This window comes from Sorangium sp. So ce394, assembly GCF_051474665.1.
GTDB classification, from domain to species: domain Bacteria; phylum Myxococcota_A; class Polyangia; order Polyangiales; family Polyangiaceae; genus Sorangium; species Sorangium cellulosum_D.
In genome coordinates this window covers 6,913,562-6,926,113 of record NZ_CP150339.1, presented here as the reverse complement: position 1 = coordinate 6,926,113, position 12,552 = coordinate 6,913,562, and the positions used below count along the sequence as shown (strand labels likewise).

Here is a 12,552-nt window from a genome sequence, read left to right as displayed (position 1 = left end):
AGCACCGGAAAGGCAGGACCGATGCGCATCGCGCTGCTGTACCCACCGCCCTGGAAGATCCCCGCGCCGGGGGAGGCGCACGACACGAGCGGGGACGGCCCGCCGGCGGACTACCGCGAGGGCGATCTCGACCCGGACTTCCACCAGACCCCGTACGGGCTCTACTCGCTGGGCGCGCAGGCGATCCGCGCGGGCCATCAGGTGAAGGTGCTGAACCTCTCGTCGTACCCGTTCTCGCAGGTCGAGCGGGTCGTGCGCGAGCTCGACGCGGACGTCTTCGGCATGTCGTGCTGGACCGCGAACCGGCGCGGCGTGGCGCTCACCGCCCGGAGCATCCGGCGGCTCCACCCCGCGGCGCACATCGTCGTCGGCGGGCCGCACGCGACGCCGCTCGCGGCCGAGATGCTGCGGCACCACCCCGAGATCGACACGGTGGCGCTCGGCGAGAGCGAGCTCGCGTTCCTGGAGCTCCTCGAGCGCCTCGAGGCCGGCCGGCCGGCGCTCGGCATCGCCGGCACGGCCTACCGCGTCGACGGCCGCGTCGAGCTCGGCCCGCCCCGGCCGGCGATCGAGGAGCTCGACGCGCTGGAGTCGCCGCACGACCACTACGCCACGCACATCGTGATGACGTCGCGCGGCTGCGCCTGGGCGTGCACGTTCTGCGGGGCCGAGGCGACGTGGGGCCGCGGGTTCCGGGGCCAGTCGGTGCGTTACGTGCTCGACTCGCTCGAGGCCGCGGTGGCGAAGGCCCCCGTGAAGATGCTCCAGATCAAGGACGACACCTTCACGACGAACCGGAAGCGGGTCATCGACATCTGCCGCGGCATCCGCGAGCGGAAGATCTCGTTTCTGTGGAGCTGCGACACGCGCGTCGACGTCCTCGGCGACGACCTGCTCCGGGAGATGCGGCTCGCCGGCTGCCAGCGCTTGAGCCTCGGGGTCGAGTCGGGCTCGCCGTCCATCCTGAAGAACATCGACAAGAAGATCACGGTCAAGAAGATCATCGAGTCGACCGAGCTCGCGAAGAAATACGGTATCCAGGTCCGCTATTACATGATGCTGGGCAACCGCGGCGAGACGGCGGAGACGTTCCGGGAGACGCTCGCGTTCCTGGAGGCGGCGAAGCCGCATCAGTACATCTTCTCGTGCCTGTCCATTTACCCCGGCACGCGCGACTTCGACGACGCGGAGGCGGCCGGCTGGCTCGAACGCGAGGTGTATTTCCGCGGCGACTTCCAGGAGCTCAAGACCCCGTTCGACGCCTCGGAGGAGGACACGGCGCTGATGAGCGCGTGGTTCGAGCAGAACAAGGGGTTGCGCGAGCTCTACCGCGAGGGGGTGGAGGAGCGGCGGGCGATCCTCGCGCGGCTCGGCGATCACCACGCGGCGCACCTGGAGCTCGGGATCGCTTATCTCGACGCGGGGCAGCTCGATCTGGCGGAGCGGCACGCGGCGCGGGCCCTGGAGCTCGGGTATCCGTTGCCGGGGCTCGCCTACAACGCGCTCGCGTGCGTCGCGGCGGCGCGGCGCGACTGGCAGTCGATGCAGGACCACTTCACGGCGGCGGCGAAGCGCGATCCGCAGCACGCGGTGCTCATCCGCAACGTGCAGGCGGCGCGGGCGTGGTACGCGAAGGGCGGTCCGGACCGGGGGCTACCGCTCGATCTGGTCGCGCGCTGCGACTTCCAGCTGCTGGAGCGGACGGCGCAGCCGGCGTTGCCTGGGCCGCTGCCGGAGGACTTCGCGGTGTGGCCGCCGGCGGCGCCGCGGCCCGCGCCGGCGCGGCCGGCCGAGGCGGGCGGGCGCGAGGCGGCGGCGCAGCGGGGGCGGCTGCGGGTGGTGCCATAGCGCCGGGGGCGCGGCGAGCAGGCCGGCAGAGATCACCTGGCGGCGATCGGTCCAGCGCCTTCGCGAGAGGATGGATCGGGCGGGAGAATGAGATAGCGAATCACTGAACCCGCGTGGGTAAGCCGTAGCCCGGCGCCGCCCCCCCGCACCGCGGGAACACGAGCGCTCGCTGTGCCATCGAGCAGCTCGAGCGATACCGTGAAACGTGGCACGCGGGCAGGTGGCACGGTGCCATCAGGTGCCATCCGCGAGCTGGCACGTGCCACCGTGGCTCGTGGCCGCTGCCGCGCCGGGCGCTGGTCTCCTGGGCCTCACGAGCTTGTATCGACGCCATTGCGTGCGGTGAGGTCGCGCGGCGTCGTAATCATACAGGAGGGGCCGTTTCGTCGCGAGGTGGTACGGCCGTTGCTTTGTGAGCGCCCTGACGGCGAGCGCGGCCGAAGGCGGCTCGTCATCCATTGGAAGCCGTGATGCGCCCGGCCGGAGCGCCGGCACGAAACGCGGTGCACGGATTGACCATCCTTGGAGATTCGAACATGCCGCTTGCTGCACACTCGCGTCCTTTCTTCGCAATTGGCTTGTTGCTGGGGCCCCTCTCGCTCGCCGGATGCTACTCGCCGGAGGGGGACACGCTCGAGGAGGACACGGCCGAGGAGGAGGTCGTCGCGACGGCGGGGCCGCGCCCGCTCATGTCGTACGAAGACTTCCGCAAGACGCTGGTCTGGCTGCCGTCGAAGGGGGTCTGGGTCGCCGAGGGTGACATACCGCTCCGCGGCGAGGAGGGGATCCGGAAGTTCTACGAGGATCATTACTCCCCCTCCGGCGCCCTGACCGTCACTCGGATCGGCGGCTCCAACAACATCTGGAGCCGGGCCGACCGGCTGAGCCTGACCTATTGCGTATCGCAGTCCGCGTTCGGCGCCAACTACAACAGCGTCGTGGACGCCATGCAGCAGGCGGCCGCAGCGTGGGAGAACGCCGCCAACGTCCGCTTCGTCCACGTGGTCGCCCAGGACACGAATTGCACGAACACCAACAACAACGTGAAGTTCAACGTCACCTCACCGGCGCCGCCCCCCAGCAATGGCTTTGCCTTTTATCCGGACTGGCCGCGCGATTGGCGCGAGTTCCTGCTGACCTGGGATCCCACCTGGTCGACGGACTGGCGCCAGCCCATCGGCGTCATCATGCACGAGCTGGGACACGTGCTCGGGTTCGACCATGAGCACATCCATGTGCCCGGCTCGCCATGCGAGGATCCCACGTCAACCGCGGAACTGGTGACCGAGTACGATTCGCTCTCCGTCATGCACCGCATCGAGTGCCAAGGCAGCACCAACACGACCGGGGCTTTCTTTCTGTCCCAGCGCGACATCGAGGGAGCGCAGGCGCTCTACGAGGCGCCCACCAATGTCGCTGACACGACGATCTCGGGGACCCTGTATGCCCGCAAGCGCTCCAATGGCGACATCTACAAGAAGAGCGGCTCGACGTGGACGAAGGTCAGCGGACCCGTGCAGGCGTTCCTCACCATCGGAACTACCCTCTACGCGCTCGGGTCGAGCTTCGGGAACGTCCTCGAGTACAGCGGCTCCGGGACGACGTGGACGACGATCGGGGGCTCGGCGAACCAGATCTTCGTCTGCGAAGGCGCGCTGTGCGCGACCAACTCCGACGGCGACGTCTACAAATACAGCGCCACCACCAACACCTGGACGAACATCGCCGGTCCCGGCGCGTCGTTCGAGTCGACGGCCGGCTCCGGCTCGCTCTATGCCCTGAGCGTCGACCAGGGCGAGGTCTGGCGGCGCCTCTCGGGTACGTGGACCAACGTCGGCGGTGCATTCGCGGATCTGTTCGGCGCGGGCTCGTCGATGTACGGCCTGACGCGGGACCGGCAGACGCTGAAAAAGTACTCGGGATCGGGCACGACCTGGACGACGGTCGGCAGCGCCGGCAGGCAGTGGCAAGGACAAGCCAATGGGGCGTTCTACGCCCTCACGCCGGACGCCGGCGCCGTCTACCGCTATGACGGCACCGGGACCAGCTGGAGCTACGTGGGCGGCGCAGCGGCGCGCCTGTACGGCACGCACGATCTGTACGCCACGGAGACGAACGCCGAAGACATCTGGGTTTACAATGAGGTAGGGAACAACTGGACGTACGTGGGTAAGCCGTAGCGCGACGCCCCCCGCTCCGCGGGAGCGCGGGCGCTCGCTCCGCCGTCGAGCAGATCGAGCGCGACGCACCGCGGAGCGCCCCTGAAGCCGCCGCCGACCGGGCAGGTTCCCGGCAGCCCCGTGGGTGTGCTACCCGCACTCCATGTCGACGACCAGAGATCACGGCCGACCGGGCTCTGCCACGGAGGCGGAGGCCCCTGTCCAGAACGTCCCGTCGCCGAGCCACGCCGAGCGCTGCCGCACCCTGGCGCAGCGGGCCCGCGCCGCCACGCTGTGCACGCTCGCGCGGGATCCGGCCGGCTACCCCTACGGCTCGCTCGTCACCGTCGCCGTGGACGCCCACGGGCGGCCGCTGCTGCTTCTCTCGGCGCTCGCCGAGCACACGGGCAACCTCAAGGCCCGCGCCGAGGCGTCGCTGCTCGTCGCCGAGCCCGCCGAGGGCCGGGCGGACCCGCTCGCGCTCGGGCGCATGACGCTGATCGGGCCGTGCCGCCCTCTCGAGGCCGCCGAGGCGACCGCCGCCCGGACGACGTTCCTCGCGGCGCACCCGCGCGCGTCGTACTACGTGGATTTCACGGACTTTTCCTTCTACCGGCTCGACCCCGTGTCGATCCGCTACGTCGGCGGCTTCGGCCGGATGTCGTGGGTCGACGCCGCCGACTACGCGGCCGCCGAGCCCGATCCGCTCGCGCCCGACGCCGCCCGCATCCTCGAGCACATGAACACCGATCACGCCGACGCCGTCCTCGCCTATGCGAAGGCGCTCGCCGGGATCAAGGACGCCACCGGCGCGACGATGACCTCGGTCGACCGTTACGGCTTCGAGCTCGACGTCATCACGCCGGCGGGGCCGAAGGCGGCGCGGCTCGCGTTCGACGCGCCGGTCTCCACGAGCGACGAGGTGCGCAAGGCGATGGTGGCGCTCGTGCGCGAAGCGCGGGGCCGCGGCGCCTGAGCGGCGGCGGTGGCCGGCGCCTCAACGCGAACTCGACAGCGAGGAGCTGGCGCGCTGGCTCGCCGAGCCGATGCGCCGGTGAAGCGCGAAGGACCTCGTCAGCCCTCAGCTCCCGCGGCGCCGCGCGCCGCCCGGCCTGCTCCCGCGGCGCGAGCGGCCGAGCGCGTGGTGGAGCCCGCTCTGGAGCGAGCTCAACGTGGCGATCCCCTGGAGATCGATGCCGATACCCACCATCGTCTGCGCGACCTCGGGGCCCACGCCCGTGAGGATGACCTCCGCGCCGAGCAGGTTGACCGCCTGGGCCGCCCGGATCAGCGCGTCCGCGATCTCGGCGTCCACCACCGCCACGCCGGTGACGTCCAGGATGACCGTGGCCGCGCGCTGCGCCACCACCCCATGCAGCAGCCGCTCCAGGAGCTGCTCGATGCGCACCCGATCGAGCCGCCCGACGAGGGGCATCACCAGGATCCCCGCGTCGAGCGGGATGAGCGGCGTCGACAGCTCCCGGATCGTCGCTTCCTGCGCGTGGATCATCTGCTCTTGAAGGGCCGCCCGCTCCACCTCGGCCCGCCGGAGCTCGGTCACGTCGTACCCCTCGGCGATCACGAGGACGCTCTCGCCCGACGCATCGACGATAGGCTTCATCTTGAGGTCGAGCGTGGCCGCGCGCCCGCCCGCCCCGCGGATCTCCAGCTCGCACGAGGATCGCGCGCCCGACGCCGCCGCCTCCACGCACGCCCTCAGCCGCTCCTCCACGCCCGGCGCGCCGCCCCAGAAGGCCGCGCGCCAGAGCGGCTCGCCGCGGCCCTGCTCGGGGCGAGCCCCGGTGAAATCGGCCATGGTCCGGTTGCACTCGAGCAGCTCCCCCCTCGGGGTGAGCAGGCTGATGAACATCGACGTCCCGTCGAAGATCGCTCGAAACTTCTGCTCGCTCTCGCGCAGCGCCTGCTCGCGCCGCAGCTGCTCGGTCAGCGGGCGCGAGAAGGCCGAGAAGAACCGCTCGTCGCCGCTCCGGACCAGGTGAGAGCTCACCTCGACGTCGATCAGGTGGCCGTCCTTGTGGCGGTGCCTCGTGATGAAGCGGAGCGACCCCTTCGCCCTGATCTCATCCATGATCGCGGCGGCCTCGTGCGCCGGCTGCGGGTCGATCTGGCCAATGTGCATCGTCAGGAGCTCGCTCCGGTCGTAACCCACGATGCTCGCGAAGGATGGATTGCAGTCGAGGATGTCACCGTTCATCCCGAGGACGTGGAACCCCTCGACCGCCGCCTGCAGGATCAGCCGCGTCCGCTCCTCCCGGCGCCCGAGCTGCTCGTGCAGCCGGTCGATCTCCTTGCGCAGGCCGGCGTTCTCCACCCGGAGCCGCTCGATGCTGTCGTGATCTGTCGCCACTTCGCTCTTCCTTCCGTCTTCCGCGCCGTGGCCGCCGAGCCCACCGACGCCGCTTCCCCCGCGCGCCGCGGCGCTGCAGGGACGATAGCCGATCTTGATGCCTCACCCGGCTCCCGCCGGCCCGCGCGCGCCCTTTCCGCCCGCGGACGGCGCGGCGGACAACCTCAGCAGATCGGATGAAACCTGCGCGGCACGGCCCCCGCCTCGGCCCAGCTGCCCGCGCCGCGCGGCGCGGGGGCGCACGAGCGGCCGCGGCGCCGAGCGCGCAGCCCGCGCGCGGCCCGAGCCGCGCACGACGCGCGCGCCGGCGCGCCGCGACGGCACCGCCCAGAGACGCGCCCCGCTCCGCAGCGGCGTGTGATCTGGATTACCCCTATTGAGTTCGAGTCAATGGGTGGAATGTACGTGCGATCACGCTGTTTGTTGACACCTCCCGTGACAGCGAGTCCAATGTTTCCGCGAAGCGCGGCGATCAAGGAAACGCGAAGGCATGGGATCCTCGGACAGCACCCGTCGATGTGAGCGCGCCGGGCTGGTGGAGCTCCTCGGGCGGACGCTCGGCAGCGCCGCGGCGGCGGAGATCGTCGACCGGCAGGGCGAGCGGCTCGGGCTGAGGGAGCCCATCCTGCCGCTCGAGGCCGCGTACGAGGTGCTCGACTCGCTGGCGGCGATGCCCGGCGTGATCGGCGCCGCGGCCTGCGTCGCGCGGACCGAGCTGCGCGTCGCCTCGGTCCGGCGCCGGCTGGAGCGGCGGAATCGGCGGTAACCCGGGGCCCGCGGCGGGGCCGGAGTGAATCGAGAGGATCTTCATGTCTTCGGAACCAGCGAGTCGACCCATCCTCGTCGTGGACGACAATCCGGACATCCATGTGTTGATGGAGCGGATGCTCGTGCCCAGGCCGCTCCACGATCCGGAGATGATCCGCGGGCTCCTGGCCCTCGAGTCGCGCCTGTTCGGCGCCGAGGCGCCCGAGGAGGCCCCCGACCTCCTCCACGGCCTCAGGTTCACCATCGAGTCGGCCCACTCGGGCATGGATGGGATCGCGCTCGTCAAGGCCAACCCAAGCCGGTATTTCCTCGCCTTCGTCGACATGCGGATGCCGCCGGGCATCGACGGCATCCAGACGATCAAGGGGATCTGGAGCTTCGCGCCGGACATCTACACGGTCATCTGCACCGCCTACTCAGACTACAGCTGGGACGAGATCGCGAGCGAGCTCGGGTGTCCGCCGAACCTGCTCATCCTCCGCAAGCCGTTCGAGGCCATCGAGGTCCGGCAGATCGCCACCACCATCGCGCGCATGTACGACTCGCTCTCCGGCGTGAGGACGTCGGTGAGCCAGCTGGAGGAAGAGCTCGTGATCGCGATGGAGAGCGTGTCGCAGCTCGAGGAGCGGTCGAGGGCGCTCCTCGCCGAGATCGCCGAGCCGTGCCTCCTGCTCGATAGCGCGGGGGAGATCCTCGGCGCCAACCCGAGCGCCCACGACCTCTTCGGCGTGGACGAGAAGCTCCTTTACGGGCGCGACGTCGCGTCGGTGCTCGTCGACGTGCAGGCGCCGCTCCCGGCCGCCCGCGCGGTCGCGCGGAGCCGCCTCGTCTGCCCGCACAGCCGCGCGCGCGAGGCGAGCGTGACGCTGACCCCGCTCGGGTCGCAGCCCGGCGCGGGGGGCGAGTTCATCGCGCGGATCCGGGTGACCCAGGACGCGTGAGCGCGCCGGCGCGGCGCCGTCGGGGGCCGCCCCCGCCGGCGCGGCGCCGCCGGCGGCAGACCAACTCGATGTGTCGCGGCGGGGTTGCGCGCGCGCCATGAGGCCGCGACGCGCCTGAGCGCTCGGAGTTGCGCGCGTGTCATGAGGCCGCGACGCGCCTGAGCGATACGAGCACCCGCGGGGCCGACGGGCCTGTGCGCGAGCGTGCGATGACCCTCCTTGCCCACGACAAGCCGCCTCCCGAGGCGAGAGCGCGCCCTTCCGCGGGCGCCGTCGCGGTGAAGTGGCTCGGGGCGGCGGTGGCCGCGGCGGCGCTCTGGAGCACGCTGCGCGGCGCGGATCTGCCGGGCGTGGGGGCGCTCATCGCCTCGGCGGGAGCGCCGATGATGGCGCTCGCCTTGATCCCCAACCTGGTCGCGCGGCTGCTCCAGGCCGAGGCGAGCCGGCGCGTCTTCGGCGCGCTCGGGTCGCCCGCGCCGTTCGCGCGGTATCTCTCGCTCACGCTGTCGACCGAGGCGCTCGCCATGAGCGTCCCGGCCGGGGCCGCCCTCTCCGAGTCGGTCACGTTCTACCTGCTCCACGCGTGGTGCGGTGTCCCCGGGCCGCAGGGCATCGCCGGCATCGCGGCGCGCAGATCGCTGATCCTCCTCGCGAACGCCGCCTACGTGGCGATCGCCCTCGCGCTCGGCTTCGGCCACCTGGAGCGCGCCTCGGGCCCGCTGCTCGGCGCGCCCGGGCTCCCGTGGCTCGTCGTCGTCTCCGGGCTCGGCCTGCTCGCCGCCGCGCTCGCGCTCGCGGGCGCGCTCCTCTCGGGCACGGTCGCGTCGCGGCTCTTCGCGCAGCTCAGGCGGCTGCCGGGCCGCCGCGTGCGGGCGTACGTCGAGGCGAGGGCCGCGGGCTTCTCCGCGCTCGATCGGCACGCGGCCGCGCTCGGGAGGCGGCGCGGCGCGCTCGCGTCGGCGGCGCTCCTCCTGCTCGCGATGTGGCTCGCCGAGGGGCTGGAGACGCTCTACCTGCTCCGGCTGCTGGGGGTCGACGTCTCGCTCGCCGAGGTCCTGTCGTTCGAGGTCGTCCTCGCGCTCCTCCGCGCGGCCGCCTTCATGGTGCCGGCCGGGCTCGGCGTGCAGGACGCCGGCTACGTCGCCTTCCTCGGCGCGCTCGGCGTGCCCGCCGCGGCGACGGTCGGCGCCGCCTTCGTCCTCCTCAAGCGCGCCAAGGAGCTCGTCTGGATCGCCCTCGGCCTGCTCGTCTTCTTCGGCGGCCGCGTGGCCTACCGCCCGGCGCCCGAGGCGGCCTGACCCGGGCCGCCGCGCCTGAGGATATCCAACGGAACAGCGCTCTGGTGAGGCGTACCGCAGCCGCTACCCGGCGCGCCTCACGGGCCGAACGCCGCGACGAAGATGTCTTCGCCCCCCGCGAAGGGGAGCGGGCCGGTGCCGAAGTCCAGCGCCGCGTTCATGCTGCCCGCCAGGGCGACCGCGCCGAGCGGAGAGACGGCGAGGATGACCCCGGGGACGGGGGTGATCCCGGGCATGTAGAACGGCTGCGTCCAGAGCTCGGTCCCGCTCGCGTCCAGCTTGGCGAGACGCCCCCCGAGGACGATGATGTCGCCGGCGGGATCGCCGATCATGGTCATGACGTAGCGGAACGGGCGGCTGAGGACGTGCTCGCCGCTGGGGTCCAGCTTGACGAGGACGTAGCCTTTGGGAAGCACGCCGCCGCCGAAGTCGACGTCTCCCTGTGAAGCGCCGGCCACGAAGATCTCGTCCGCGGCGTTGACCGCCACGTGGTGGGCCATCGCTCCGCGGTTACCGATCTCGGGGTCGGGGTACCCCGGGTTGCTGGTGTTGAACTGCCGTGTCCAGAGGACCTCGCCCGCCGGCGTGAACTTGCGGACGTAGAACGTCTCCACGCAGGGGCAGAACCCGGGACCGCTCTGGTCACCCATGGCGACCACCGCATTTCCGGCGCTGTCGACCGCGAGGCTCCTGTAAGTAGTGTACTCCGATGAGTTGATGAGGGCGGCCGTCCAAAGGGACTCGCCCATGGGGCCCACCTTCACCAGGCCGGCGTTAAGGGCGGTTTTGCGCACCACGTACACGTCGCCGAGGGCGTCGGCTGCGATGTGCTCCACGAAACTGAAGCCGCGGCCCTGGCTCCAGATGTGGTTGCCCTCGCCGTCGAGCTTCGCCATGAAGCCTACGCTCTCGAACTCCAGGCCCGGGAGCGGGCCTCCGCCGAAATCGACGCTATCGTTGTCGTCGTTCCCGTTTCCGCGGTAGGCGCCGGCAATGATGACGTCGCCGTTCGCGTCGACGGCCACGGCGGAGCCTCCCTCGTCGAAGCGCTTCCCGAAGCGCTTGCTCCAGAGCAGCTCACCCGACGGATCGAGCTTGAGGAGGAAGATGTCCGCCTTGCCGGCGCTCGTCAGCGGGCCGGCACCGAAGTCGACCGTTCCCTCGAAGCTCCCGATGACATAGAAGTTGCCCTCGGCGTCGCTCGCGATGGAACGGCCCCGGTCGAGCCCCGGGCCGCCGTATCCCCGCGCCCACGCCAGCGCGGGAGCGGTGCCGCCGCCGCCGGTGCCGCCGTCGCCGCCGTCCCCGCCGGTGCCGCCGTCGCCGCCGTCCCCGCCGGTGCCGCCGTCGCCGCCAGTACCGCCGGTGCCGCCGTCGCCGCCAGTACCGCCGGTGCCGCCGTCGCCGCCAGTACCGCCGGTGCCGCCGTCGCCGCCAGTACCGCCGGTGCCGCCGTCGCCGCCGGTGCCGCCGGTGCCGCCGTCACCGCCGGTGCCGCCGTCACCGCCGTCACCCCCGAAGCCGCCGTCACCCCCGAAGCCGCCGTCGCCGCCGGTGCCGCCGGTGCCGCCGGTGCCGCCGGTGCCGCCGCTGCCGCCGTCGCCGCCGTCGCCGCCGTCGCCGCCGCTGCCGCCATCGCCTCCGGAGCCGCCGTCGCCGCCGCCGCCTATCGGCTCGCACGCGACGGCCGTGACGAGGACCGCGATCGAGCCCGCGACCGAGGCGCACCTGTGGATCCAGGAACGAGAACCGATTCTATTGGACTGGGTGGTCATGCCCCTCCGATGCTCGTGGTCGAGACGACATTCATCCGGTCCGCTCCGCCGAGTCCAGAGAGCGCGAGGGCCGGCGCTGCGGCGGAATGAGCGCGTCTGTCGATCTTCGTTGTCTCTCGTTCTCTTCAGGCCGCTGGCGGCCCCCAGCGACACCGGCAGCCTGAGCAGCCGGCCTATCGCATGAGCTCACCTCACGCGAATCCCACGCATCGGGCGCGCCAGAGAGTCAGACCCATCGGATCCATTCTCGCAGGAGGGCCTCCAGCGCAGACCGCTTGACCTGGATGTCCTCTCCATCGCTGAACGTCACAAGACAGCGGTCCTTCGCGAGCCACTCTAGGAGACCCGCCGGGTCCGCGATCTCCACGCCGCTCGTCGCGGTCTCCTTCACCTTTGCCCCCATGTGGAGGACGAGCCGGACCCCCTCCTTGCCGCGCAAATGGAACGTCGCGAAGTACTCCGTGGTCCGAAAGCTCGGCGCGTTCCACTTGATCCCCTCGCGGATCTCGGGGCTGGCGCCGAGGATGATCTGCCGAACGGCCTCGATGTCCTCCTTGCGCGGATGATCGAGCTCGCGCAGGAACGCGACCACGGCCTGGTCCTGCTGCGAGCTGCCAGGCTCGCGGGGGGCGGGCGCGTCCTTCCGCTTCTTCGCGCGCGGCTTGCTCGTTTTCTCGAGGGGGCTCGTCTTCGTTTTCCCAGGAGCCAAGGAGACAGCTTCGCCGAGCGGCGACGCCTCGACAAGGCCCATCGGGCCCTCCTCGCGCGCGAGGTTGGCGGCGGCGGGGCCGCTCAGGGAAGGGTCATGCACCTTCGATGCTCACGGCCTGGACATCCACCCGTCCGCTTCAGGTCTGCCCGCCGCCCCGGCGCCTTCGCTGGCATCGTTGCTCGCCGCTTGATATCGCGGACCGCCATGAGCTCCGCAGCGACCCTGCGCGCAGACGCCGCGCACATCCCTCTCGTCCTCGACATGATGGAGGACTTCAACGCCGGCGAGGAGATCCCGTGGGATCGGGGCGAGGTCGAGGCGAGCCTCCGGCGGCTGCTCGCCGACGCCGCGCTCGGGTTCGTCGCGGTGGCGATCACCGCGCGCGGCCTCGAAGGCTACGCGGTCGTGACCTTCAACTACGATCTGGAGTTCAGGGGCCGCGACGCGTTCGTGACCGAGCTCTACGTGCGCCCCGCGGCGCGCGGCGCGGGGCTCGGCCGGCTCCTGCTCGCCAGCGCCGAGGCGATGGCCGTCGAGGAGGACGCGCGCGCGCTCCACCTCCTCGTCCGGCCCGACAACACGCGCGCAATCGCGCTCTACCGGGCCAGCGGCTTCGTACAGACGCCGCGGGTCATGATGACCAAGGAGCTCGCGGCCGCCGCGCCGCGGTCCGACGGGTGAAC

The 12,552-nt window shown here is 71.5% G+C and carries 10 protein-coding genes; 7 read left to right on the top strand and 3 right to left on the bottom strand.

The annotated features are described in order from the left end of the window. The first annotated feature begins 21 nt into the window (after positions 1-21). From WMF33_RS25210 to WMF33_RS25200, 3 genes are all read left to right on the top strand, one after another. Positions 22-1,848 (top strand): radical SAM protein, encoded by a 1,827-nt coding sequence (locus WMF33_RS25210; RefSeq protein WP_437322230.1) that lies wholly within the window; start codon positions 22-24, stop codon positions 1,846-1,848. 581 nt (positions 1,849-2,429) lie between these two features. Beyond that, complete coding sequence (locus tag WMF33_RS25205) at positions 2,430-4,028, top strand: peptidase M10 (RefSeq protein ID WP_437322229.1); 1,599 nt, start codon at positions 2,430-2,432, stop codon at positions 4,026-4,028. Positions 4,029-4,170: 142 nt separating this feature from the next. After that, complete coding sequence (locus WMF33_RS25200; RefSeq protein WP_437322228.1) at positions 4,171-4,983, top strand: HugZ family protein; 813 nt, start codon at positions 4,171-4,173, stop codon at positions 4,981-4,983. Positions 4,984-5,088: 105 nt separating this feature from the next. Here WMF33_RS25200 and WMF33_RS25195 read toward each other — a convergent pair whose 3' ends face one another. After that, positions 5,089-6,375 (bottom strand): PAS domain S-box protein, encoded by a 1,287-nt coding sequence (locus WMF33_RS25195; protein ID WP_437322227.1) that lies wholly within the window; start codon positions 6,373-6,375, stop codon positions 5,089-5,091. Positions 6,376-6,865: 490 nt separating this feature from the next. Between WMF33_RS25195 and WMF33_RS25190 the strand changes: the two genes are divergently transcribed. From WMF33_RS25190 to WMF33_RS25180, 3 genes are all read left to right on the top strand, one after another. Then, positions 6,866-7,141, top strand: coding sequence for a hypothetical protein (locus WMF33_RS25190; RefSeq protein WP_437322226.1), 276 nt, complete (start codon positions 6,866-6,868; stop codon positions 7,139-7,141). A gap of 43 nt (positions 7,142-7,184) precedes the next feature. Continuing rightward, entirely contained in the window at positions 7,185-8,084 is a 900-nt protein-coding gene (locus tag WMF33_RS25185; protein WP_437322225.1) for a PAS domain-containing protein, read from the top strand. 209 nt (positions 8,085-8,293) lie between these two features. Further along, a complete protein-coding gene (locus tag WMF33_RS25180; protein ID WP_437322224.1) occupies positions 8,294-9,382 on the top strand; it encodes a lysylphosphatidylglycerol synthase domain-containing protein in 1,089 nt (362 codons plus the stop codon). Positions 9,383-9,459: 77 nt separating this feature from the next. Here the strand turns inward: WMF33_RS25180 and WMF33_RS25175 are convergent, their stop codons facing one another. Beyond that, entirely contained in the window at positions 9,460-11,157 is a 1,698-nt protein-coding gene (locus WMF33_RS25175) for a hypothetical protein (RefSeq protein WP_437322223.1), read from the bottom strand. A gap of 226 nt (positions 11,158-11,383) precedes the next feature. Then, on the bottom strand, positions 11,384-11,968 hold the full coding sequence (locus WMF33_RS25170) for a DUF1801 domain-containing protein (RefSeq protein WP_437322222.1): 585 nt from the start codon (positions 11,966-11,968) through the stop codon (positions 11,384-11,386). Between the two features lie 105 nt (positions 11,969-12,073). On the opposite strand from WMF33_RS25170, the gene WMF33_RS25165 reads away from it, so the two are divergent. After that, positions 12,074-12,550, top strand: coding sequence for a GNAT family N-acetyltransferase (locus tag WMF33_RS25165; protein ID WP_437322221.1), 477 nt, complete (start codon positions 12,074-12,076; stop codon positions 12,548-12,550). Positions 12,551-12,552: the final 2 nt, after the last annotated feature.